Genomic DNA, 22,744 nt, shown 5'->3' on the forward strand with positions numbered 1-22,744 from the left:
GTAAACATGATTCGGCTGCATCCCGAACAGTTAAACGGCAAACTGCAATTCATGCACGACTACATCAGCGCGCAAAACGCGGCGGACGGCTCGAAAATGGACGCCAACGCCAACGTTACCCAGAAAAACATCGCCACGATGGAAGCGGAAATCATGAAAGACTTTTTCGTGCAGATCAACCGCGCCCAGGTGTCGCGCAAAATCGCCGAAATTTTCGACCAATCCGTGGCCGACGAATACATCCGCCAGATTGAGGCGCACGAGATTTATGTGCATGACGAAACCAGCCTCAAGCCTTATTGTGTGTCGGTTACGCTGTATCCCTTCCTGCTCGACGGCTTAAGCAAACTCGGCGGCGAATCCAAAGCGCCGCAACATTTGGCATCGTTTTGCGGCTCGTTTATCAACCTGGTGTTCGCCATCAGCGCGCAGTTTGCCGGCGCGGTGGCGACGGTGGAATTTCTGACTTATTTCGACTACTTTGCCCGCAAAGACTACGGCGATGATTATTTGGACACCCACGCCGCCGAAATCGCCAACCACATGCAGCAGGTGGTGTACAGCATCAACCAGCCCGCCGCCGCGCGCGGCTATCAGAGCGTATTCTGGAATATTTCCGTGTACGATCAATACTATTTCGACGCGATGTTCGGCGATTTCGTCTTTCCCGATTTCAGCAAACCGGTGTGGGCGAGCGTGGCGAAGCTGCAAAACTTCTTCCTCAAATGGTTCAATCAGGAGCGCACCAAAGCCGTTTTGACCTTCCCCGTCGTTACCGCTGCGATGCTGACCGACGGCGGCAAATGCAAAGACACCGTGTTTGCCGACGAAATGGCGAAAGAGTTGGCGGAAGGCAATTCCTTCTTCGTCTATCTCTCCGACAATCCCGACTCCTTGGCTTCCTGCTGCCGCCTGCGCAACGCCATTGAAGACCGCACCTTCAGCTACACCCTCGGTGCGGGCGGCGTGGCGACCGGTTCCATTAACGTCATTACCATCAACATGAACCGATTGGAACAAGACGGGCGCGACCTTGCCGCCGAAGTGGCCAAAATCCACAAATACCAATACGCCTACCGCAAACTGATGGAAGAATACCAAGCTGCCGGAATGCTGCCCGTTTACGATGCAGGTTTCATCACGCTGGACAAACAGTTCCTCACCATCGGCATCAACGGCATGGCGGAAGCCGCCGAATCGCAAGGCATCAAGGTCGGCTACAACGACGACTACATCAATTTCGTTCAAGGTCGTCTGAAAACCATATTCGAAGCCAACCAAGCCGCCAGCAAACATTACGGCGTGAAGTTCAACACCGAGTTCGTCCCCGCCGAAAACCTCGGCGTGAAAAACGCCAAATGGGACAAAGCCGACGGCTACCAAGTCAGCCGCGACTGCTACAACTCCTATTTCTATGTCGTCGAAGACGAAGAAATCAACGCGCTCGACAAATTCCTGCTGCACGGCAAAGAACTGGTGGACTGGCTCGACGGCGGCTCCGCGCTGCACCTGAACCTCGACGAAGCCCTGCCCGAATCCGGCTACCGCTCGCTCTTGGACATCGCCGCGCAAACCGGCTGCAACTACTTCTGCGTGAACGTGCGCATCACCATCTGCAACGAATGCGGCCATATCGACAAACGTACCCTGCACGCCTGTTCCGACTGCGGTTCGCACGACATCGACTACGGCACCCGCGTCATCGGCTACCTGAAACGCGTATCCGCCTTTAGTAGCGGACGGCGCAAAGAACACGCGCTGCGGCACTACCACCGCGAGCAGCAGCAGAAATGGCGCAAAGTGGCCTAAGCCGTTTGCAATAAAGCCTGCCCTTTCAGGTAGCCTTTCCCCCTCCCATTTCCGGGCTACCTGAAAACTTCAAGCACACCGCCTTTGCGGTGTGCCTTTTTATGGGGAGAGGGAAGCGGCTGTATTGCCATAGCCCATCAATTTGCAAAGCTGGCCAACTCCATATCAGCGCTTGGGTGAACGGCTATAAAGCCCGCCCCGAAAAGTTTCAGGTAGCCTAGCTGTTGCAGGCTACCTGAAACTTTATAGTGGATTAAATTTAAATCAGGACAAGGCGGCGAGCCGAAGACAGTACACACGTTACGGCAAGGCGAGCCAACGCTGTACTGGTTTAAATTTAATTCACTATACATACGTAAAAAAATCAGGTGCCCGTATACAAAAGGCTACCTGAAATTTTACTTTTCCCAATCATTCAATAATCTGGCAATAAAACCCTATTCTGTTTGCAAATGATCCAGCGGCAATACGGTGGAGTTTTTCACTTCTTGCAATACAAAGCTGGAGCGCGCGTCCACCACGCCGGGATGTGCCAAGAGGGTATCGAGGATAAATTGGGAGAAGCTTTCCATATCGGCGAAAAAAGCGTGCAGCATATAGTCGGTTTCGCCGGTGAGTGCAAAGCAGCGCAGCACCTGCGGCCAATCGCGTACGGAATCGGCAAAGCCGTCGCGCAGATGGTTGCTCTTATCCACTGATACGCGGATAAACACCTGCAAGCCGAGAGCCACGGTGGAAGGATGCACTAAGGCAGCATAGCCGCGGATAATGCCGCTGGATTCCAGCTGCTTGAGCCGCCGCAGGCAGGGGGATGGGGAAAGGGCAACGCGTTCGGACAGTTCAACGTTGCTCAATCGTCCGTTGTGTTGCAGGGCCTGAAGGATTTTCAGGTCGATTTTGTCAAGCGAAACAGTGGTTGTCATGATTCGGTATCCAATCATACTACTGGGTTAGAGATGTGCTGCACGCCGGTGAGCTGGCAGCCAAACGGCGCTTATGGAGGCTTGTGGCCAACCATTAAACTACACTATGTATCTCCGGGCAGTATTATATGGGAAACGCCTTGAAATAATCCGCCATATTTCTTACCAATAGCGGAATATACCGTCTGTCCGCCAGCTTTGCCGGACACTTTCAGACCTGAACCCCAAAAGGGTGTCAAGCCAAACTCCAAAACCATTCGTGTTTCTGTTTAGTTATAGTGTAAGCATAATGTAGCTAGAATTGCTATTCTAATCATGGAAATGTGATTGAAAATGCCAAGAAATCTTGCCCGAATGCCCGCTTTCAGGCGATAATCAAGGCGTTTGCAGGAGAGCCCATTAATACAACAATGGCACCGAAGGCGCAAATTCCCTTAAATCGCTCAGGTAAAAGGACTGCAAGCCCGTTTCATTGTTATCAATTGCCCGAGCGGCTTCTGAAACGGCCTCATCTGGAGAGCGGCGCGGCGCGCCCACCGAAGGATATAAGGCATCATCTGCCGAAAATCTCAGGTACCCGGGACAGATAGGGAGGCTTCCCCATTTTCGCCCCACAGGAGATCCTCATGTCCGCCATCAAAACCACCCCCTTTCACCAAGCCCACCAAGACGCAGGCGCCAAGCTGGTTGATTTCGCCGGCTGGGAGCTGCCCATCCACTACGGTTCGCAGATTGCCGAACACGAAGCCGTGCGCACCGACGCCGGCATGTTCGACGTGTCGCACATGCTGGTTACCGACGTGGCCGGCGAAAAAGCCAAAGCCTTCTTCCGCAAACTTTTGGCCAACGACGTGGCCAAGCTCGGCTTCGTGGGCAAAGCCCTCTATTCCGCCATGCTCAACGACAAAGGCGGCGTGATTGACGACCTTATCGTGTACCGCGTGAGCGAAGACGAAACCCGCTACCGCATCGTATCCAACGGCGCCACCCGCGAAAAAGACTCCGCCCAGTTCCAAAAAATCGGCGCCGAATTCGGCATCAAGCTCACCCCACGCTACGATTTGGCCATGCTCGCCGTGCAAGGCCCCAAAGCCATTGCCAAGCTGCTCACCGTGAAGCCCGAATGGGCCGACACCGTAAACAACCTCAAGCCCTTCCAGGGCGCGGATTTGGGCAACGACTGGTTCGTCGCCCGCACCGGCTACACCGGCGAAGACGGTGTGGAAGTGATTCTGCCCGGCAGCGAAGCCGGAGCCTTCTTCAAAGCATTACAACAGGCCGGCGTGAAACCCTGCGGCCTCGGCGCGCGCGACACCCTGCGCATGGAAGCCGGCATGAACCTCTACGGCAACGACATGGACGACGACGTGAGCCCGCTCGAAGCCGGCATGGCCTGGACAGTGGATTTGAAAGACGAATCCCGCGATTTCGTCGGCAAAGCCGCGCTGGTGGCCTTGAAGGAAAAAGGCGTGAGCGTGAAGCAGGTCGGCCTGCTCTTGGCCAAAGGCGGCGTGCTGCGCGAGCACATGGAAGTGATCACCCCCGAAGGCAAAGGCATCACCACCAGCGGCGTGTTCTCGCCCAGCCTCAAGCAGTCCATCGCCATCGCCCGCGTGCCCAAAGCCTTTGAAGGCGATACCGCCAAAGTAGTGATTCGTGGCAAAGAAGTGGATGTGCGCGTATTGAAACTGCCCTTCGTGCGCAATGGCCAGAAGCAGTTTGATTAAACGCGTTTAGGTTTTCAGGTAGCCTGTTGCATCAATCGGGCACGCAGGCTACCTGAAAATAGAACTTCAACCTAGCAGATGGTAACAACTAATCACAACTAACTAGAAAATTTTTTGTGCCTGTAAAGGTTTTGTGAAATTTGAAAATACTCTATTTGTGTTTACTCAAATCTTGAACAATTAAATTCTGTATAATGTAAAAAGTTTGCTTATCAAGGCATAACATAATCCTTTGAAAAAATAAGATTGGAATAAAAGTGAAAAAATTATTACTATTGATATGTTCAACTATCTTGGTGGGTTGTGTTTCTCTCCCAAGCGAACAAGAAATTGCCTCTGCTGATTACGGTCAATTCCCTAATAATCATGAAGCTATAGTAAAAGATTATTATGCTACAGCCCTAAAAGACCCAGATAGCGTCAAATATAGATCCATCTCATCTCCAAGGAAAACTTGGCTTGGGGATAGGATTAATGGAGCCCAGTTTGGTTATTTAGTATGTGTAACTTACAATGCCAAAAACTCATTTGGTGCTTATGTTGGTTATGAAACTGATGGTTTACTAATTAGAAACGGTTCTGTAATAATAGCCGTTCCAAAAGGAGATTGGTGGGGGAGAAACATTTGCAGATAACCAAGCTACTAAGATGTAGAACCATCCTCTGTGTATAATTTTCAATTTTGAATGATTTATCCACCCTACGGAGAAAAACCATGAGCAACAACATTCCCGCCGAACTCAAATACGTTTCCAGCCACGAATGGCTGCGCGCCGAAGCCGACGGTAGCGTGACCGTGGGCGTAACCCACCACGCACAAGAGCTTTTGGGCGACATCGTATTCGTTGAACTGCCCGAAGTAGGCGCCTCGCTCGCCGCCGAAGACCAAGCCGGCGTAGTGGAATCGGTGAAAGCCGCTTCCGATGTGTACGCCCCGATTGCCGGCGAAGTTGTGGCCATAAACGAAGGCCTGCCCGATGCGCCCGAAACCGTCAACAGCGATCCCTACGGCGAAGGCTGGTTCTTCCGCATCAAGCCGGCCAACCCTGCCGACTTAGACGGTCTGATGAACGCCGAGCAATACGCTGCCGAAATCGCCTAATCCGCCAACCAACAGCCTGAAAGCCGCAACGCTTTCAGGCTGTTTCCATTTCCGCCCACACAGCAGGTTTGCCCAAAGGCTACCTGAACCCCACCCATCCATGAACAGACGACAATTTCTCATCAGCAGCGCCATCCTCGCCCTGGCCGCCTGCGGCAAACGCCGCAACCGTGCTCAAGCCCTCCCCAAAGGCAGCACCGTGCTCGCCTTAGGCGATTCCCTCACCTATGGCTACGGTGCCGCCCCCGCTGCTGCCTATCCCGTGCAGCTGGCCGGGCTCACCGGCTGGGAAGTCATCAACGGCGGCGTATCCGGCGACACCACCGCCGACGCCCTTGCCCGCCTGCCCGGGCTGATGCGGCAACAGCCCAAGCTCGTCATCATCAGCATCGGCGGCAATGACTTCCTGCGCAAACTGCCAGAAAGCACCACCCGCACCAACATCGGCAAAATCATCCAAACCGTGCAGGCCGCCAACATTCCTGCCGTACTGGTGGCCATCCCCCATTTCACCGTGGGCGCACTGTTCGGCAAACTCAGCGACCACCCGCTCTACCAAGAAATAGCCGAGCAATACCAAATCCCCTTGCTGAGCGGCGCTTGGTCGGAAATTCTCGGCGATAAGGATTTGAAGTCCGACCAAATCCATGCCAACGCCGAGGGCTACCGCAAATTTGCCGAATTACTGAAAGCGTTTTTGGAAGAACAAGGGTTGGCTTGAAACCGCCATTGAGGCTACCTGAAAAACAAAAGCATCAGGCGCAAAGGCTGTCTGATGCCGGTAGGCTGTGCGGGTTTAGCTGCCCGCCGCGCTGAAGGCTACCTGAAAACGAGGCTTCCGAAGGAAGCCGAGTTTCTGCGGAGCTAAAACGGGCTACAGCCAAACGGCCGCGCCGCTTCTAACCCACATTGTGCCGCAGGCAATAAGTGAGTCGGAATTGCAATGATACGGCGTTGGCAAACAAGCCCGTCCAATCCGCCAACCCAGCCGAACGGATACACAAACATGACACCCGAAACACAAGAATGGGTATTCCAACCGATGCGCCACCCGCTTGTCGGTACATTGATTTTCGCCTTTATCGCCGCCTTTATCCTGATTGGCGGCATCCTTACCGCATGGCTCGGCAGGCTGATGGACGGCACCATGTATATTTTTTCCGGCGCCGCGCTGTCTGCCTGGCTGTTTTTCTCGCCCAACCTGCCCTACCGCAAATGGCGGCAATACCGCCGCTGGCACACGGGGCAGCCTGAATTTTTGCGGCTGGACGGCACAGGTATTCATTTTCACATCTTCCCCTGCACGGGCAGCCTGAAATATTCGGAAATCCGGCGCGTTGCCTATTTCTACCAAGATCGTTTGAATATTAACCGGTATTTGGCAGATACCGGCAAATACCGGGCGTACAATGCCCCGGTTTTCATTCCCGTGAAAGTCGGCGTGGCAATCTATACCCAATCCGGGCAGGAAATCGAGCTGGATTTGTCGCGTATGGCGCAGCAGCCGGACGACGGCATCCTGCTTGAACAGGAAATCCGCGAAACGCTGGTATTGAACGAATTGAAACGCCGTATCTGCGCCTGACGGCACTCATTGAACAGGGGAAATAGGGGCTTCAGCCACCCGTGCTTTGGCACGTCATCCACATTTCAGCCCCGCCGAAGCCTCGTCCGCCCCGCAGAAACTCATCCTCCTTCGGAAACCTCGTTTTAACTTCGTTGAAGCTGCGCTTTCAGGTAGCCTTTATCAAACTCTGGCCTATCACGCCATATCTTCCACCCGCTGACCGGTGAGGGCGCGCTGGATGTTGCGGTCCATGCGTTTGGCGGCAAAATCGTCGGTGCCGGCGGCAAGGGCGGCGGTGGCGTTGCGGATGGGGTTGGCTTCGGCTTCGGGGAGCAGGCTTTGCAGGGTGGAGATTTGGGCGCGGATAGCGGCAAGGCTGCTCTCATCGAGCAGGTCGCCATCCAGCTCCAGCGCGGCCTCCACTGCATCAATCAGGCTTTCGGCTTCCACCACGGCTTCGGCACGGGCGCGGGCGGCGGCATCGCCTCCGGCGTGGCTGATGCTGTCGGACAACATTTTAGTGATGGTTTCGTCGTCGAGGCCGTAGGAGGGTTTCACTTCGATTTGCGCCTGCACGCCGGTGGTTTGCTCGCGGGCGGACACGGAAAGCAGGCCGTCGGCATCGATTTGGAAGGTTACGCGGATGCGGGCGGCACCGGCCACCATCGGCGGTATGCCGCGCAGGGTGAATTTGGCGAGGCTGCGGCAGTCGGCCACCAGTTCGCGCTCGCCCTGCACCACGTGGATGGTCATGGCGGTTTGGCCGTCTTTGAAGGTGGTGAATTCTTGGGCGCGGGCGGTGGGCAGGGTGCTGTTGCGCGGGATGATTTTTTCAGCCAGCCCGCCGTAGGTTTCGAGGCCGAGCGAGAGGGGGGTAACGTCGAGCAATAGCCAGTCGTTGTCGCGCTTGTTGCCGGCCAGCACGTCGGCCTGCATGGCGGCACCGAGCGCGACCACTTGGTCGGGGTCTAGGTTGGTGAGCGGGGTTTGGCCGAAGAAATTGGCCACGGCCTGTTGCACATGCAGCATGCGGGTGGCGCCGCCCACCATAATTACGCCGCCGATATCGCCTTTGCTGATGCCGGCATCTTTCAATGCCTGTTTCACCGGCACAAGGGTTTGCGCCACGAGATGCTGGGTGAGGGCGTGGAATTGGGTGCGGGTCAGGGTGGTGTCGATTTGCGTGCCGTCGCTTAGCACCGCTTGGATACGGCTTTCAGGTAGCCTGCTGAGCTCTTCTTTGGCTTGGCGCACCAGGCTGAGCAGCAGGCGGCTGTCTTGGGCGTTGGTGATGGAGAGGCGGTTGGCTTCAATCAGGTGGCACAGCACGCGGTGGTCGAAATCGTCGCCGCCGAGCGCGGAATTGCCGCCGGTGGCCTTCACTTCGAACAGGCCTTTGGAAAGCTGCAACACGGATACGTCAAACGTGCCGCCGCCGAGGTCGTACACCACGAATGTGCCTTCGGCGGCATTATCCAGCCCGTAGGCGATGGCGGCGGCGGTGGGCTCGTTGAGCAGGCGCAGTACGTTCAGCCCGGCCAGGCGGGCGGCATCTTTGGTGGCCTGGCGCTGGGCATCGTCAAAATAGGCCGGCACGGTGATGACCGCGCCCACCAGTTCGCCGCCAAGGCTCTGCTCGGCACGGGCTTTGAGTGTGCGCAGGATGTCGGCGGATACGTCGATCGGCGTTTTCGCGCCTTGGCGGGTCTGCAGGTCGATTAGTTGGTCGGATTGGCCGAAACGGTAGGGCAGGTGGCTGGTATCGATGTCTTCCAATTTGCGGCCGATCAGGCGTTTGGCGGAGCTGACGGTGTTGGCCGGGTCGGCGGTTTGGCTTTGCAGGGCGGCCTGGCCGGTGATGATTTGCCCGTCGGCGCCGTAGCGCACCACTGAAGGCAGCAGGAAGCGGCCTTCTTCATCGGGCAGGCAGGCGGCATGGCCGCTTTTCACGGTGGCAACCAGGCTGTTGGTGGTGCCCAAGTCGATGCCGACGGCTAGGCGGTGTTGGTGCGGGGCGGCAGAGAGGCCGGGCTCGGCGATTTGTAGGAGTGCCATGGTGGTTGGTGTGTGTTTAGGTGTGGAATTGGCGGCTATTTTAACATATTGGCCGAGTGCTTCGGTCGGAATTAAGTTTTCAGGTAGCCTCAAGCGGAATAGAGGCTACCTAAAAATCTTGCAGCCAACGCAAAAGCCGGCATCTTAAGATACCGGCTTTTAGTATGGGTAACCCCGCGAATGCCGCTTCGGCTCGATTCGCTTGAACCTTGAATCAAGGTTGGCCACTTCCGGCAGTTTCGGGTACGTCCACCAGGGACGCGCACGCCCACCACTCAATCTGCAGCCTGAAGCGAAATTATTGGTTCAAAGGAATAGTGTGCCTTCACAAACACCGCAGGGTTATAAAGAAGAATAATCGGTTTATTTTTCCAAATCAAGTGCTTTATCGCAACTTTCTATCATGGCACTTATTCTACGCTCAATTTCACCGATTGCCAAACCGTCTTTCGCGCTCATTTTAAGCAGGTCGTGGGTGAGGTTCAGCGCGGCCATAATCACGATTTTGTCGGTTTCCACAATCCGGCCGGAAGATTGGATGACGCCGATTTTCTGGTTCAGCATATGCACCGCCTGCAGCAGGGTTGCTTTCTCGCTGTTGGGCGTGCCGATATTGAACTGGCGGCCCAATATGTCTACATTGACTTGTTCGATACTCATACGACCTGCTCCTTGGCGGCGGGCACGGGCAAGCGTTGGAGCAAGGCGCGGATATCGGCGGCACTTTGTTCCAACAGTTTACGGTAAACGGCATTTTCTTGCTGCAAGGCTTCAATCTGGCCGCTGAGCTCGCGTTCCATACGCGACATCCTTTCGCTGTAGGCCAGTTGCAAACCGTCCACGGTAGCGCGGTGGTCATGGCGTTGTTTCTGCCATGCGGCATCCATCTCGCTGATTTTTTTGCTCAGCGCCTGCTTTTCACGTACAGCGGCCTGGTAACGGGTCACCAGCGTTTCGATGGAGTTTTGCAAATGTTCGAGTTGATTATTCATGAATCTGTCTCTTGCTGAATCTCTGGCCGCCAGAAGCGGCAACCTGGCCGCATTATACTGAAACTTGCGCCATACGGAACAAGCACCGGGAAAATTTATAATTAAATACCTTCCTTAAATCCGCCCGCATTACGATGATAAGATAGGCTAAACGGCGATTATTCGCTGCGGATTTCACGCAGCATCAGCCGCTCGGCCACATCATTCACATCAACACGGCCGTCTAGGAGCTCGTTCAGGATACGCGTAATCGGCATTTCGATGCCGAGTTTGGCCGCTTGTGCGCCCGCTTCGCGGATGGTGTACACGCCTTCGGCCACATGGCCGAGTTCGGACAAAATCACGGGCAGCGGTTTGCCCTCGGCCAGCTTGAGGCCAACTTGTCGGTTGCGCGAGAGCGAGCCGGTGCAGGTGAGGATGAGGTCGCCCATCCCGGCCAAGCCCATCAGGGTGGTTTGCTTTGCGCCCAAGGCCAGCGCCAGGCGGTTGATTTCGGCCAGGCCGCGCGTCATCAGGGCGGCGCGGGCGTTGAGGCCGTATTGCAGGCCGTCGGCGATGCCCACTGCGATGGCCATCACGTTTTTCACCGCCCCGCCCACGCCCACGCCCACCATATCGTCGTTGGCATACAGGCGCAGCACGGCGGAGCTGAGCGCGGCGGCGAGCGGTTCAATCCAGGCTGTGTTGTCGGAAGCGAGGGTAACGGCGCAGGGCAGCTGTTGCGCCAATTCTTGGGCGAAGCTGGGGCCGGACAGGATGCCGATGCGCGGGTTGTCCGGCAGCTCTTCGCGGGCCACCTGGTGCGGCAGCAGGCCGCTGCCCTGCTCGAAACCTTTGCAGGCGGTGAGCACGGGAATATCGCCCCAGCCCCATTGCCGCAGGGTTTGCAGGCTGCCGCGCAGGCCGGCGGTGGGCGTGGCGATGATGACGAGCTCGGGCTTGGGCGGCGGCGTGTCGGCCACGGCCAGTCGGTCGGGGAAAGGGAAATCTTTCAGGTAGCCTGAGTTGATGCGCTCGGCACGCATGGCGGCGGCATGTTCGGCATTGCGTGTCCACAGGCAAACTTGCTGGCCGTTTTGGGCAAAGTGGATGGCCAGTGCCGTGCCCCAAGCGCCGGCGCCGATGATGCAGATTTGCATGGTGTGCTCCTGTGTTGGTTGCTTGCGATAAAGGCTACCTGAAAACGGCAAACGGGTTTCAGGTAGCCTTCCTATACATTTGATTCCTGCTTTTCAATCAGCCGTCAAAGCGTTTGAACGCCAGCGTGCCGTTGGTGCCGCCGAAGCCGAATGAGTTGGAAATGGCGGCACGGATGGGCAGGTCGCGGGCTTCGTTGGCGCAGTAATCCAAATCGCAGCCGCCTTCAACGTCTTGCTCGAAGATATTGATGGTGGGCGGTGATTTTTGGTGGTGCAGCGCCAACACGGAATACACGGCTTCCACGCCACCGGCACCGCCGAGCAGGTGGCCGGTCATGGATTTGGTGGAGTTGACCACCAGCTTTTTGGCGTGCTCGCCGAAGGCAAGTTTCAGCGCGGTGGTTTCGTTGGCATCGCCCAACGGGGTAGACGTGCCGTGCGCGTTCACATAATCGATGTCGCTCGGATTGAGGCCGGCGTCTTTCAAGGCGCGTGCCACAGCCAAGGCGGGGCCTTCGGCATTGGGCGCGGTAATGTGGTGCGCATCGGAGCTCATGCCGAAACCGGCCAGTTCGGCGTAGATTTTCGCACCGCGTTTTTTGGCGTGTTCGTATTCTTCCAACACCAGCACGCCCGCTCCTTCGCCCATCACGAAGCCGTCGCGGTCTTTGTCCCACGGGCGGGAGGCAGTGGCGGGGTCGTCATTGCGGGTAGACAACGCTTTCATCGCGGCAAAACCGGCCACGCCGAGCACGCACACTGCGCTTTCCGCACCGCCGGCCACCATCACGTCGGCATCGCCGTATTGAATCATGCGGGCGGCATCGCCGATGCAGTGCGCGCCGGTGGTGCAGGCCGACACGATGCCGTAGCTGGGGCCTTGGTAGCCTTTAAGAATGGTCACGTGGCCGGCAATCAGGTTGATCAGCGAGCCAGGGATAAAGAAGGGATTGATGCGGCGCGGGCCGTTTTCGTGCACCACGATGCCGGTTTCCTCAATGGAAGGCAGGCCGCCGATGCCGGAACCGATGTTCACGCCCACGCGGGTTTTATCTAGGGCGGGATAGTCGTCCAGCCCGGCGTCGGCCACGGCCTGCAAGGCAGCGGCAACGCCGTAGTGGATGAAGGTGTCCATGCGGCGCGCTTCTTTGGCGCTAATGTAATCGCCGATTTGGAAATCTTTCACTTCGCCGGCAATTTGGGCGCTCAGTTCGCCCGCGTCAAAACGGGTAATCCGTCCGATACCGCTCACGCCGGCCAACAGGTTTTGCCAGGCATCGGCCACATTGTTGCCCACCGGGGAAATCTGCCCCAGCCCGGTTACCACCACTCTTCTCTGACTCATGATTGTTTATCTATCCTTCGGCCTGCCCGAAAGCGGCCGCAATAACAAAACCCCTGCCCTTGGCGGGAAATGCGCCGGGGCAGAGGCTGATATTCTGCTGTTAAACCTGCTGCCGATTAGTTGGAGCGGGAAGTAACAAAGTCAATGGCTTGTTGAACGGTAGTGATTTTTTCGGCTTCTTCATCGGGGATGTCGCAGCCGAAAGCTTCTTCCAAAGCCATTACCAGCTCAACCACGTCCAGAGAGTCGGCGCCCAAATCTTCGCTGAAGGAAGATTCGTTTTTCACTTCGCTTTCGCTCTTACCCAATTGTTCGGCAACGATTTTCTTCACACGTTGTTCGATATTTTCCATTGCGGGGTCCTTGTCCTTAAATAAACGGGGAAAAATTTAAATGTAGTTCTCTAAAAGCGGCATTGTAACGGATTTATATGCGTTTTGCTATCCGTGCCCTGCAAGATTTGAGGCTACCTGAAAACAACGGTGCGCATATTAGCATAGCGCACGGCCTTTGCAAACTGCGCCAAAAAGCCGATATCAACAGGCAATGGCAGGCATCTGCCTTTATAGTGGGATTTCGGCAACTGCAGCAGCGGCCAATCAATCCGGCATCCGCTGCAGCCATGCCGCTATTTGCCCACCGTTTGCCGCAAAAACACCAGCACGGCAGCCAACTCGGCAGCCACTTCTTCCTGCGAGGCATTGCCCGCATGGCCGCCGGCTTCGGGGGCGTAGAGACGGCTTTTTACGCCGATTTCGCGCAGGCGGGCATGGAATTTGAGTGCGTGGGCAGGGTGCACACGGTCGTCGCTCAGATTGGTGGTGATGAGGGTGGGCGGGTAGGTTTGGCCATCATACAGATTATGGTAGGGCGAAAGTTTTTTCAGGTAACCCCTATCCGGCTCGGTATCGGGATTGCCGTATTCCTCCTGCCACGAAGCACCGGCCAAGAGGTGCGGATAGCGCAACATATCGGTGAGCGGCACTTCGCACACCATGCCGCCGATGCTTTGCGGCGCGGCACAATAAGCAGCGGCGCATACTAATCCGCCGTTGCTGCCGCCCTGCAACACAATGCGTTCGGGCGCAGACAAACCGCGCACAGCCAAATCCTGCGCCACGGCCACCAAATCTTCCGCGCTTTTATGTTTGCGTGCCGCACCTTGGGCGGCAGCATGCCAAGCCGGGCCGAATTCGCCGCCGCCCCGGATATTGGCCAACACAAACGCCCCGCCCTGCGCAAGCCAATGCCGACCGATGATGCCCAAATAATGCGGCAGTTCCGGCACACCGAAGCCGCCGTAGGCATACACCAGCGCAGGCACGTTCGGCTCACCGTTGCCCACGTAATAATACGGAATGCGCTCGCCATCGGCCGACACGGCATGCAACTGCTGCACGCCCACCCCCTCAGGATCAAACTGAGCAGGCTGACGGCGCATCACACACCACTCCTGCCGCTGCAAATCCAGCGTATAGAGCGTGAGCGGCGAAAGGAAGCTGCTGGCCGCGATATACAGCACATCGCCGCCCCAAGGCTGGTCGGCAAACTCCAGCACGCCCGCCCCTTCCAGCGGCAGTTCGGGCACTTTGGCCGGCTGCCACTGCCCCTGCTGCAAACGCCAAGCCTTGAGGCTACCTGAAACATTATCCAGCAAGGTGGCCGCCACAAAATGGCGCGTGGTCTCCACGCCCTCCACCGACTGCCCCGCCTGCGGCGCAAACAGACATTGCGCCTGCCCCAGCACGCCCTTGTTCAGCTTCACCGCCACCAGGCTGCCCGCCGCATAGCTTTGGTTTGCCCGCAGCCAGTCGTGCTTGAGCAACACCAGCAGCCAGCCGCCCAAATAACCGCAGATTTCGCAAGTTTCAGGTAGCCCCAAAGGCAGCAGCGCCCCATCGGAGGCTACCTGAAAATAACGGCGGCTGAAAAAGCCCGTGCTTTCTTCCAGCAAATCCAGCGGCGCACCCTGCGCATCCAGATAACGCCAAGCGTGCACCCACACCGAATCCACCGCCGTTTGCAGCAACGGCTGCGCCTCCTCGAAGCTCTGCCCGCGCCGCAACAGCCACGCCTCGCGCGGATAGCCCGAAGCAGTGAGCTGGCGCTCGTCCCAAGCCGGGCACACCCACACGCTGTCTTCATCACGCCAGGCAATATGGTTTTTGCCCGCCGGAAAGTGGAAACCATTGGGCACCACTTGGCGCGTTTCCAAATCAAATTCCAGCGTAAACGCCGCATCGCCGCCGCCCGGGCTGAGCGAGAGCAACACCCGGTTCGGCTGCTCCACATAGTGCGACACGCCGTCTAAATACACATCCTCACCCAACACCTCATCGAAATCTGCCACCGAAAACAACACCTCCCATTCCGGCAGCCCGGCGCGATACGAAGCCGCGCTGCACACGCGGTACACACCCTTCGGAAACTCCTTGCTCTGATAAAAGTGATACATCCGCGCGCGGTGCTCCTGGCAAAACGGAATCTGCTGCTCGTCTTGCAACACCGCCAAAATATCGCGGCGCAGCGGCTCGTAATCCGGCCGGCTCTCCAGCCAGGCTTGCGTTTGCGCGTGTTCGGCAGCAGCGAAAGCACTGGTTTCGGGGGCATCTAGGTTTTCAAACACGGCATAACGGTCAGCAGACATTTTCAGGTAGCCTTTGGCGGGTGGTTGCGGAAGGCGGGCATTGTAGCAGCATTGGCGGAGCGGCAAGAGGAAAGGCTACCTGAAATTTTAGCTTCGCGGAAACCCGCAAACCTATTTTTCAGGTAGCCTTTTTAATTCGGCGGCATATTACGTCATCTATTTATCAGACAATATAAACTCACAAAGAATACTGCCGACATCATCTTCCGATTCTGCACCCAGCAGCAGGGCGGGCGACAAGTGATTGTGGTGCGGCAAGCGATGAAGGTTCGGCCATCTGCCATGCTTGGCGGTATATTCAGCCACCAGTTCTACAGCCTGCTCTTGAAACATCGGCGGATCGAACTCTGCAAGCGCAAACAGACAAGGAATCGGCGTATCGAGCAGCCCAGGCAGGCTGGCAGCAGCCCGGCGCGCTGCAAGATCTGTACCGTAATAGGCATCCAAGCTGGGATGACGGCCGCATGCAGCAGGGTTGTAAATACCAGAAAGCATAACCGCACCTGCTATGGTTGCAGACTGGCCAATGCGGGTCAGTTCAGCTACAGCATCAGCCACATGGGTTGCCCCTGCGGATTGCCCGACCAGAAAAATGGCATTCGGGTTGCCACCGAATTGAGCCACATTGGCGCATAACCAACGCACAACAGCCAACACGTCATCCCGACCTGCAGGATAGGGGTATTCGGGGGCAAGACGGTAATTGGGGATAGCAGCAATCATCCCGTTGGCTACTGCCCACGCACCGATGTTGGCAAAAAACGGGCCGCCATTGCCATGTTTGTCACCTGCCACAAAACCGCCGCCGTGGATGTAAACCACAACCGGCCGGCTGCCAGATGATTGTGTGCCGTAAAGGTCGAGTTTGTGCCGCGGATGTGTGCCGTACGGCAGGTCGGCACAGATTTGACCGCAAGCAGGATCAGGCCGGGCAGCTAACGGGGTTAGCAGGCGGTAAGTGGCTTCAATAAGCTGCGGGGAAAGTTCGCTGCCAAGAGCAGCAATTTGGTGTTGGAGATATGGGGTCATTGAAATTTTCTCGCGGATAAATTGAAGATTTGGCGGCTACCTGAAATTTCAGCCCCACAAACTCACCGGCTCATTTTAACAACCTTCACGTTGTCTCGTTTTCAGGTAGCCTGTTCTTATTCAAACAGCTTACAGTACGTACCGCGCCAAATCTTCCTGTTCGGCCACTTCGGCCAGCCGCTCGTCCACATAGGCGGCGGTAATTCGCGTGGTGCCTTGCGGGGCATGGAAAGATACGTCTTCCAGCAGTTTTTCCAGCACGGTGTGCAGGCGGCGGGCCCCGATGTTTTCGGTTTTCTCGTTCACTTGGAAGGCGATTTCGGCCAGGCGGGTGATACCGTCGGGGGCGAAATCGAGCTCTACGCCGTCGGTGGCCAGCAGGGCTTGGTATTGCTTGGTGAGGCTGGCGTCGGTGCTGGTGAGGATGGCTTGGAAGTCTTCCACGGTTAGGCTGTTTAATTCCACGCGGATGGGGAAGCGGCCTTGCAGCTCGGGAATCAGGTCGCTGGGTTTGCTTAAATGGAAGGCGCCGGAAGCGATGAAGAGGATGTGGTCGGTTTTAATCATGCCGTATTTGGTTTGCACGGTTGTGCCTTCCACCAACGGCAAAAGGTCGCGCTGCACGCCTTGGCGCGATACGTCGCCGCCGTGCCGGTTGCGGTCGGCCGCGATTTTGTCGATTTCGTCGAGGAATACGATGCCATGCTGCTCCACAGCGTGTACGGCCTGTTCGCGCAGTTCTTCTTCGTTAATCAGTTTGGCGGCTTCTTCGTCCAACAAGAGCTTCATGGCGGCGGCCACTTTGATTTTGTGCGGCTTGGTGCGGCCTTTGTGAAGGTTGGCAAACATGTCTTGCAGCTGGCTGCTGAATTCTTCCATCCCGGGCGGGCCCATCACTTGCATGGTGGCGGGCAAGGCTTGGCTCAGTTCGATGTTGATTTCTTTATCGTCCAATTCGCCCCGGCGCAGCATTTCGCGGAATTTTTTGCGGGTGTGGCTTTCGGGCTGAGGTTCGGCCGGTTCGCCTTCGAAGCCGGTTTGCGGCGGAGGCGGCAAAAGCGCGTCGAGCACACGGTTTTCGGCAGCGTCTTGAGCGCGGTCGCGATTTTTGCGCACGGCCTGTTCGCGCAAATTCTTCAGGGCGATTTCCATCAAATCGCGCACAATGCTGTCGACATCGCGCCCCACATAGCCCACTTCGGTGAACTTGGTGGCCTCGATTTTGATAAACGGCGCATTGGCCAGCCGTGCCAAACGGCGAGCAATTTCGGTTTTGCCCACGCCGGTGGGGCCGATCATCAGGATGTTTTTCGGCACGATTTCGCTTTGCAGCGGCTCGGCCACCTGGCTTCTGCGGTAGCGGTTGCGCAAGGCCACGGCTACGGCCTTTTTGGCCTGCTGCTGGCCGATGATGTGTTTGTCCAGCTCGTGGACGATTTCTTGCGGGGTCATCACGGAAGTGCTCATAAAACGGCTCCCAAATAGCTTAGTCAAATATAGGGCGGCTTAACCTGGCTTTTGCGCCAACATCGGCTTATCTAGTAGCAAAAGCCAATTTAATCCGCCGTCACGAATAGCAGGCAAATGGCACCGCCAAGGCGAAAATCAAGTGCGGCCAAAAAGTTTGCCAGACGGCTGTAAATTTCAGGTAGCCCGTTTCCCGGATAGGGCTACCTGAAAATACGGCATGGCCGGATACGCAAGGCATGCCGTCCGCCCGATGCCACGGTAAAACGGTATTTTTTCAACAAATGCTTGCGCCCGCATGGCAAATTACCCTAAAATCCGCTGTTTTCTTATTGACCAAATTTCCCGAAGGAAGAAGGAATAATAATATGGTAGTTATCCGTTTTTCGCGCGGCGGCTCCAAGCATTCTCCGTTTTTCAACATCGTGGTAGCCGATTCACGCAACCGTCGTGACGGCCGCTTCATCGAGCGGGTTGGCTTTTACAACCCTGTAGCCAACGAAAAACAGGAGCGCGTACGCCTGAACACCGAACGCCTGAACTACTGGGTGAGCCAAGGTGCGCAAGTAAGCGATGCCGTTGCCCGCTTGGTAAAAGAGCAGCAGAAAGCCGCCTAATCCCGGAATACCCGCCATGAGCCGCAGCCAAGACAACTGGGTAGCCATGGGCTATGTGAAAAGCGCTTTCGGCATCAAAGGCTGGGTAAAAGTGGCCGCCGATACCGAATATGCCGACAGCCTGCTGGACTACCCTGTATGGCAGCTGAGCAAAGACGGCGTTTCCCGCAGCTACACGCTGGAAAACGGCCAGGTGGCCGGCGATGAATTGCAAGTAAAATTCGCCGAAATCAGCGACCGCGATGCCGCACAGCTGTTGCGCGGCTACACCATCGAAATCAAACGCAGCGATTTCGAGCCCGCCCAAGAAGGCGAATACTACTGGGCCGACTTGGTCGGCTTGACGGTACACAACCGGCGAAACAAGCTCATCGGCACAGTAAGCAGCCTGATGGAAACCGGTGCGCACGATATTTTGGTGGTAGATGGTGAGCATGGCCGCAAACTGATTCCGTTTGTCGATCACTACATCGACAATGTGGATTTGGAACAAGGCAGCATCATTGCCGATTGGGGCTTGGATTACTGATGTATATCCAAGCCGTTACCCTGTTTGGCGAGATGTTCCGTAGCATCACCGACTACGGCGTAACCGGCCGCGCCCTGCAACGCGGTTTATGGCAGTTCAACAGCATCAACCCACGCCGGTTTGCCGACAACAAATTGGGCTACATCGACGACAGGCCTTTTGGCGGCGGCCCCGGCATGATCATGATGGCCGAACCGCTGCAATCGGCAATTGATGCCGCCAAAGCGCAGCATAACGGCAAAGTGGTTTACCTCAGCCCGCAAGGCAGCTCGTTCACGCATCAAAAAGCAGCCGAACTGGCTAAACTGGACGGTTTGATTTTGGTGTGCGGCCGCTACGAAGGCATAGACGAGCGCCTGCTGAGCAGTGCCATTGATGAAGAGATCAGCATTGGCGACTTTGTGGTGTCCGGCGGCGAATTGCCGGCCATGATGTTGATGGATGCAGTATTGAGGCTGATTCCCGGCGTGCTGGGCGATGACGACTCGGCCAGACAGGATTCGTTTGCCAACGGCCTTTTAGACTGCCCGCACTACACCCGCCCGATAGAATTTCAGGGCATGCCCGTGCCCGCTGTATTGCGCAGCGGCAACCATGCCCTGATTGCGGAATGGCGCTTAGAGCAAGCGCTGCGCCGCACCCTGCAGCGCCGACCGGACCTTTTGGCCAGCCGCGCATTAACCCCAGAGGAATCTAGGCTCCTGCAAAAAATTCAGCAGGAGGAACGAGATATCCCATCATAAACTTAAGGACTATAGCAATGAACTTGATTCAACAGCTCGAACAGGAAGAAATCGCCCGTTTGAACAAAACCATCCCCGAATTCGCTCCCGGCGACACCGTATCCGTTTCCGTGCGCGTAACCGAGGGCAACCGTACCCGTCTGCAAGCCTACGAAGGCGTGGTGATTTCCCGCCGCAACCGCGGCCTGAACAGCAACTTCATCGTGCGCAAAATCTCTAGCGGTGAAGGCGTAGAACGTACTTTCCAGCTGTATTCTCCCAACGTGGAAAAAATCGAAGTGAAACGCCGCGGCCACGTTCGCCGTGCCAAACTGTACTACCTGCGCGGCCTTACCGGTAAAGCTGCCCGCATCAAAGAAAAACTGTCCGGCCGCAAACTGGAAGATTAATCTTTGCCATTATCGAAAACCTGCCCTCTGCGGCAGGTTTTTGTTTGCAGATTAGGTTAACGACTGGCTCTAGCATAGAAAAGGCTACCTGAAAGCGCAGCTTCAACGAAGTTAACGCTCCACGCAGCAAAGTTTCTGCGTGGCAGAAGATAAGCAAACCACTTTAACTTTCGCTGCGGTGTTATAGTGGATTAAAATTACAATGATACGGCGTTGCCAACGCCCTTATGTACTACCCGTACACGGCGGGCGTTGCCGCCTTGTCTCATTTTTATTTTAATCCACTATAGTTCGCCTTATCGAATTCCTGTGCTGTCTGCGCTACCACCTTCATCGGAAGCCAACTCGGCTTGTTATAGTGAATTAACAAAAACCAGTACAGCGTTGTCTCGCCTTGCCGTAAGGTGTGTACTGTCTGCGGCTCGCCGTCTTGTCCTGATTTTTGTTAATCCACTATATATTTTCAGGTAGCCTGAAGCCTTATTCCCGTTATATTTTTCCCTCCGCTGCCAGCAAATCGGCCAGCAGCTGTTCCGATTGGCGCAGGCTCTCGATTTGGCTGCCGATGTGCGCAAGCGTATCGGCCAATTTGCCGCGCAATGCAGGACAAAAGTTTTGCGGCTCGTCGTTTAGGCAGTCGCGCATTAGGGCAATGTCTTTCAGGGCGAGGCCGGCGCGGTTGAGCAGCACCACCTTGCGGGCAAAGCCGATGTCTTGATCGCGGTATTCCCGATAACCGCCCGGCGTGCGCGCAGGCACAAGGATGCCGGCACTTTCATAAAACCGCAGCATCCGCACGCTGATGCCGCTTCGCTTGGCAAATTCGCCGATTTTCATCTTGACCCTCACACTGTGTCATTCTGTAAGCTCCCATCTATTGTAAACAAACGGGAGCACCCATCCCCATGAATCGCAGACAATTTTGTGCCGCTGCAGGCGCGGGCGTATTGCTGGCAGGCTGCAAAAATTTGGCCAAACCGCAGAGCGAGCCTGTACGCGTGTTTATCATCCACGGCTACGGCGCCACAGTGGCCGACCATTGGTTTCCATGGCTGGCACGGCAACTGCAGCAACAAGGCATAACCGCCCTGCCCGTTGCGCTGCCCGACAGTATGCAGCCCGATTACCACCGCTGGCAAGATGGGCTATCGCAGGCAGTAGGCATGCCGTCCAGGCGCACAATTTTAGTGGCACACAGCCTGGGCACGATTTCGCTGCTGCATTATCTGAGCCGGGTTCGCCCGCACAAAGTAGGCGGGCTGGTGCTGGTGTCTGCCTTTGGCACGCGCATTCCCACGCTGCCGCAGATTAACGGTTTTAATGTCGACAACTATGTAGACCAGTGCCCGATAGATTTTGCCGCCATCCGCCAAATGACGGGCCGGATTGCCTTATTCACCGCTGATAACGACAGCATTGTACCGCCGGAAAACACCCGCCGTTTGGCGCGGCAGTTGGGCGGCAAATTGGAAGAAATTCCCGGCGGCGGCCACTTCTTGGGCAGCGAAGGTTTCACCGAATTCCCGCAAGTATTGCAAGCGGTAGAACACATAGTAGCGACCATTCAAGGAGAAAGCCATGTTTAAAATCACCATGCTGGTGAAGAAGAAAGCCGAATTATCGCAGCAAGAGTTTTTGGCACACTGGGCGGCGCATTCGGCCAAAGTGTTGCAATACCAAAACGTCCTCCGCATCCGGCGCTATGCCAAAACCCTACCGCTGGACGCCGCCTCCCAGCAGGCTACACAACGGCACACCCAAGCGTTTCGCTTCGATGCCATGGGCGAATTATGGTATGACAGTCGTGAAGACTTCGCCGCCGCCCGCACCACGCCGGAAGGCGTCGCCGCGCTGGCCGAGCTGCGGGCAGACGAAGTGCGTTTTGTGGATATGGCGCAATCGGTGATGTGGTTGGGCGAGGAGGAATGTGTAATTGGGTAGCCTGATAATCGACAGGCGATTGCCTACTTTCCTGTTTGTAAGCCACAGCCTTGCAAAGGCGGCAGGCAAAATTGACGCCTTCCGTATGCCCGCCAACCTGTTACGGCATCAAGAAACCTGAAGGGAAACGGCAGGCTGCTTGGTTTGACAGTGGATTAAAAAAAGTATGGCCAGCCTTATCGTACTATCTGTACTGTCTGCGGTTGGTTGTCTTATTTTCATCCATTATAGTCTGGAAAAACCGGTTTTCAGGTAGCCTTTTGGTTGCACAGCGGCATCATCTTGGCGCGATTTTGCCTATGCGGCTGTTTTTGGCAGCAGTTTTGTGCCATAATCCGCGCCCGCCTGTTTCAACAGGCATTCAGGAGTTGGCGCGGGTCTTCCCGGCTCGGCCAGCTTGTCCGGCCGCAAGGCTATATTTTTGGAGTTTTATTATGGCATTAACCGTAGAACAAAAAGCGCAAATCATCAAAGATTTCCAGCGCAAAGAAGGCGATACCGGCTCTTCTGGGGTGCAAATCGCTCTCTTGACTTTCCGTATCAACGATTTGGCTCCCCACTTCAAAGCCAACCCGAAAGATTTCCACAGCCGCCGCGGCCTGCTGAAAATGGTGAGCGCCCGCCGCCGCCTGTTGGCTTACCTGCGCAACACCGATGTGGATACCTACCGCGATGTGATTACCCGCCTGAACCTGCGTAAGTAATCTTTCTCAATAAAAACCA

Annotated in this window: 25 protein-coding genes, 1 other RNA gene, 1 pseudogene and 2 riboswitches; of the genes and pseudogenes, 15 read left to right on the forward strand and 12 right to left on the reverse strand. The window is 56.2% G+C overall.

Annotation, left to right across the window (positions count from 1 at the left end):
* The first annotated feature begins 6 nt into the window (after nucleotides 1-6).
* Nucleotides 7-1,809, forward strand: coding sequence for an anaerobic ribonucleoside-triphosphate reductase (gene nrdD, locus ELB75_RS11310; RefSeq protein ID WP_126983982.1), 1,803 nt, complete (start codon nucleotides 7-9; stop codon nucleotides 1,807-1,809).
* A 244-nt stretch (nucleotides 1,810-2,053) separates the two neighbouring features.
* Nucleotides 2,054-2,163: pseudogene (locus tag ELB75_RS13300) on the forward strand (IS5/IS1182 family transposase); the annotation flags it as partial.
* Between the two features lie 83 nt (nucleotides 2,164-2,246).
* Here the strand turns inward: ELB75_RS13300 and ELB75_RS11320 are convergent.
* Nucleotides 2,247-2,732, reverse strand: coding sequence for an Lrp/AsnC family transcriptional regulator (locus ELB75_RS11320; RefSeq protein WP_126983984.1), 486 nt, complete (start codon nucleotides 2,730-2,732; stop codon nucleotides 2,247-2,249).
* A gap of 377 nt (nucleotides 2,733-3,109) precedes the next feature.
* A riboswitch (glycine riboswitch) is annotated at nucleotides 3,110-3,201 on the forward strand.
* 33 nt (nucleotides 3,202-3,234) lie between these two features.
* Nucleotides 3,235-3,328: riboswitch (glycine riboswitch) on the forward strand.
* 30 nt (nucleotides 3,329-3,358) lie between these two features.
* On the opposite strand from ELB75_RS11320, the gene gcvT reads away from it, so the two are divergent.
* The 6 genes from gcvT (at nucleotide 3,359) to ELB75_RS12565 (ending at nucleotide 7,348) form a co-directional block, all read left to right on the forward strand.
* Complete coding sequence (gene gcvT / locus ELB75_RS11325; RefSeq protein ID WP_126983985.1) at nucleotides 3,359-4,459, forward strand: glycine cleavage system aminomethyltransferase GcvT; 1,101 nt, start codon at nucleotides 3,359-3,361, stop codon at nucleotides 4,457-4,459.
* A gap of 257 nt (nucleotides 4,460-4,716) precedes the next feature.
* A complete protein-coding gene (locus ELB75_RS11330; protein WP_126983986.1) occupies nucleotides 4,717-5,094 on the forward strand; it encodes a hypothetical protein in 378 nt (125 codons plus the stop codon).
* A gap of 80 nt (nucleotides 5,095-5,174) precedes the next feature.
* On the forward strand, nucleotides 5,175-5,561 hold the full coding sequence (gene gcvH, locus ELB75_RS11335) for a glycine cleavage system protein GcvH (RefSeq protein ID WP_126983987.1): 387 nt from the start codon (nucleotides 5,175-5,177) through the stop codon (nucleotides 5,559-5,561).
* 100 nt (nucleotides 5,562-5,661) lie between these two features.
* The gene (locus tag ELB75_RS11340; RefSeq protein ID WP_126983988.1) at nucleotides 5,662-6,282 is read left to right on the forward strand and encodes a GDSL-type esterase/lipase family protein; all 621 of its coding nucleotides are present in this window, start codon (nucleotides 5,662-5,664) and stop codon (nucleotides 6,280-6,282) included.
* A 285-nt stretch (nucleotides 6,283-6,567) separates the two neighbouring features.
* A complete protein-coding gene (locus ELB75_RS11345) occupies nucleotides 6,568-7,146 on the forward strand; it encodes a hypothetical protein (RefSeq protein ID WP_126983989.1) in 579 nt (192 codons plus the stop codon).
* Between the two features lie 46 nt (nucleotides 7,147-7,192).
* Nucleotides 7,193-7,348 carry a hypothetical protein gene (locus ELB75_RS12565; RefSeq protein ID WP_164726897.1) on the forward strand — a complete coding sequence of 52 codons (156 nt, stop codon included), beginning with the start codon at nucleotides 7,193-7,195 and terminating at the stop codon, nucleotides 7,346-7,348.
* On the opposite strand, the gene hscA is transcribed toward ELB75_RS12565, so the two are convergent.
* The 10 genes from hscA to hslU form a co-directional block, all read right to left on the reverse strand.
* Nucleotides 7,324-9,183 (reverse strand): Fe-S protein assembly chaperone HscA, encoded by a 1,860-nt coding sequence (gene hscA / locus ELB75_RS11350; protein ID WP_126983990.1) that lies wholly within the window; start codon nucleotides 9,181-9,183, stop codon nucleotides 7,324-7,326. The two genes, ELB75_RS12565 and hscA, sit on opposite strands and share 25 nt — an antisense overlap.
* 167 nt (nucleotides 9,184-9,350) lie before the next feature.
* Nucleotides 9,351-9,529: non-coding RNA, 6S RNA (gene ssrS, locus ELB75_RS11355), on the reverse strand.
* A 17-nt stretch (nucleotides 9,530-9,546) separates the two neighbouring features.
* Nucleotides 9,547-9,843 (reverse strand): cell division protein ZapA, encoded by a 297-nt coding sequence (locus tag ELB75_RS11360; protein ID WP_126983991.1) that lies wholly within the window; start codon nucleotides 9,841-9,843, stop codon nucleotides 9,547-9,549.
* A complete protein-coding gene (locus ELB75_RS11365; RefSeq protein ID WP_126983992.1) occupies nucleotides 9,840-10,175 on the reverse strand; it encodes a hypothetical protein in 336 nt (111 codons plus the stop codon). The genes ELB75_RS11360 and ELB75_RS11365 overlap by 4 nt, the downstream gene beginning before the upstream one ends.
* Before the next feature lie 158 nt (nucleotides 10,176-10,333).
* Nucleotides 10,334-11,314: an NAD(P)H-dependent glycerol-3-phosphate dehydrogenase gene (locus ELB75_RS11370; RefSeq protein ID WP_126983993.1), complete on the reverse strand. Its 981-nt coding sequence runs from the start codon at nucleotides 11,312-11,314 to the stop codon at nucleotides 10,334-10,336.
* A 97-nt stretch (nucleotides 11,315-11,411) separates the two neighbouring features.
* Complete coding sequence (gene fabF / locus ELB75_RS11375; RefSeq protein WP_126983994.1) at nucleotides 11,412-12,659, reverse strand: beta-ketoacyl-ACP synthase II; 1,248 nt, start codon at nucleotides 12,657-12,659, stop codon at nucleotides 11,412-11,414.
* A 116-nt stretch (nucleotides 12,660-12,775) separates the two neighbouring features.
* Nucleotides 12,776-13,012, reverse strand: a complete 237-nt coding sequence (gene acpP, locus ELB75_RS11380) for an acyl carrier protein (protein WP_003824915.1) — start codon at nucleotides 13,010-13,012, stop codon at nucleotides 12,776-12,778.
* A gap of 275 nt (nucleotides 13,013-13,287) precedes the next feature.
* Nucleotides 13,288-15,312, reverse strand: coding sequence for a prolyl oligopeptidase family serine peptidase (locus tag ELB75_RS11385; protein WP_431306061.1), 2,025 nt, complete (start codon nucleotides 15,310-15,312; stop codon nucleotides 13,288-13,290).
* A 150-nt stretch (nucleotides 15,313-15,462) separates the two neighbouring features.
* On the reverse strand, nucleotides 15,463-16,335 hold the full coding sequence (locus ELB75_RS11390) for an alpha/beta hydrolase (protein WP_126983996.1): 873 nt from the start codon (nucleotides 16,333-16,335) through the stop codon (nucleotides 15,463-15,465).
* A gap of 129 nt (nucleotides 16,336-16,464) precedes the next feature.
* Complete coding sequence (hslU, locus tag ELB75_RS11395) at nucleotides 16,465-17,802, reverse strand: ATP-dependent protease ATPase subunit HslU (RefSeq protein WP_241236080.1); 1,338 nt, start codon at nucleotides 17,800-17,802, stop codon at nucleotides 16,465-16,467.
* Between the two features lie 368 nt (nucleotides 17,803-18,170).
* Here hslU and rpsP point away from each other — a divergent pair, with 368 nt between their 5' ends.
* From rpsP to rplS, 4 genes are read left to right on the forward strand one after another with little or no spacing between them, the layout of a single operon-like run.
* Entirely contained in the window at nucleotides 18,171-18,419 is a 249-nt protein-coding gene (gene rpsP / locus ELB75_RS11400; protein WP_023887900.1) for a 30S ribosomal protein S16, read from the forward strand.
* 16 nt (nucleotides 18,420-18,435) lie between these two features.
* Nucleotides 18,436-18,948, forward strand: coding sequence for a ribosome maturation factor RimM (rimM, locus tag ELB75_RS11405; RefSeq protein ID WP_126983997.1), 513 nt, complete (start codon nucleotides 18,436-18,438; stop codon nucleotides 18,946-18,948).
* Nucleotides 18,948-19,691, forward strand: coding sequence for a tRNA (guanosine(37)-N1)-methyltransferase TrmD (gene trmD / locus ELB75_RS11410; RefSeq protein ID WP_126983998.1), 744 nt, complete (start codon nucleotides 18,948-18,950; stop codon nucleotides 19,689-19,691). The genes rimM and trmD overlap by 1 nt, the downstream gene beginning before the upstream one ends.
* Before the next feature lie 17 nt (nucleotides 19,692-19,708).
* Entirely contained in the window at nucleotides 19,709-20,080 is a 372-nt protein-coding gene (gene rplS, locus ELB75_RS11415; RefSeq protein ID WP_003824892.1) for a 50S ribosomal protein L19, read from the forward strand.
* Nucleotides 20,081-20,569: 489 nt separating this feature from the next.
* Here rplS and ELB75_RS11425 read toward each other — a convergent pair whose 3' ends face one another.
* Nucleotides 20,570-20,917, reverse strand: coding sequence for a MerR family DNA-binding transcriptional regulator (locus tag ELB75_RS11425; RefSeq protein WP_126983999.1), 348 nt, complete (start codon nucleotides 20,915-20,917; stop codon nucleotides 20,570-20,572).
* Nucleotides 20,918-20,985: 68 nt separating this feature from the next.
* Between ELB75_RS11425 and ELB75_RS11430 the strand changes: the two genes are divergently transcribed.
* The 3 genes from ELB75_RS11430 to rpsO all read left to right on the forward strand — a co-directional run bounded on the left by ELB75_RS11430 (nucleotide 20,986) and on the right by rpsO (nucleotide 22,725).
* Nucleotides 20,986-21,666 carry an RBBP9/YdeN family alpha/beta hydrolase gene (locus tag ELB75_RS11430; protein WP_126984000.1) on the forward strand — a complete coding sequence of 227 codons (681 nt, stop codon included), beginning with the start codon at nucleotides 20,986-20,988 and terminating at the stop codon, nucleotides 21,664-21,666.
* Nucleotides 21,659-22,021 (forward strand): EthD domain-containing protein, encoded by a 363-nt coding sequence (locus ELB75_RS11435; protein WP_126984001.1) that lies wholly within the window; start codon nucleotides 21,659-21,661, stop codon nucleotides 22,019-22,021. The genes ELB75_RS11430 and ELB75_RS11435 overlap by 8 nt, the downstream gene beginning before the upstream one ends.
* Before the next feature lie 434 nt (nucleotides 22,022-22,455).
* The gene (gene rpsO / locus ELB75_RS11440; RefSeq protein ID WP_126984002.1) at nucleotides 22,456-22,725 is read left to right on the forward strand and encodes a 30S ribosomal protein S15; all 270 of its coding nucleotides are present in this window, start codon (nucleotides 22,456-22,458) and stop codon (nucleotides 22,723-22,725) included.
* Nucleotides 22,726-22,744: the final 19 nt, after the last annotated feature.

The organism is Eikenella corrodens, assembly GCF_003990355.1.
In the GTDB taxonomy this organism is placed as follows: Bacteria; Pseudomonadota; Gammaproteobacteria; order Burkholderiales; family Neisseriaceae; genus Eikenella; species Eikenella corrodens_B.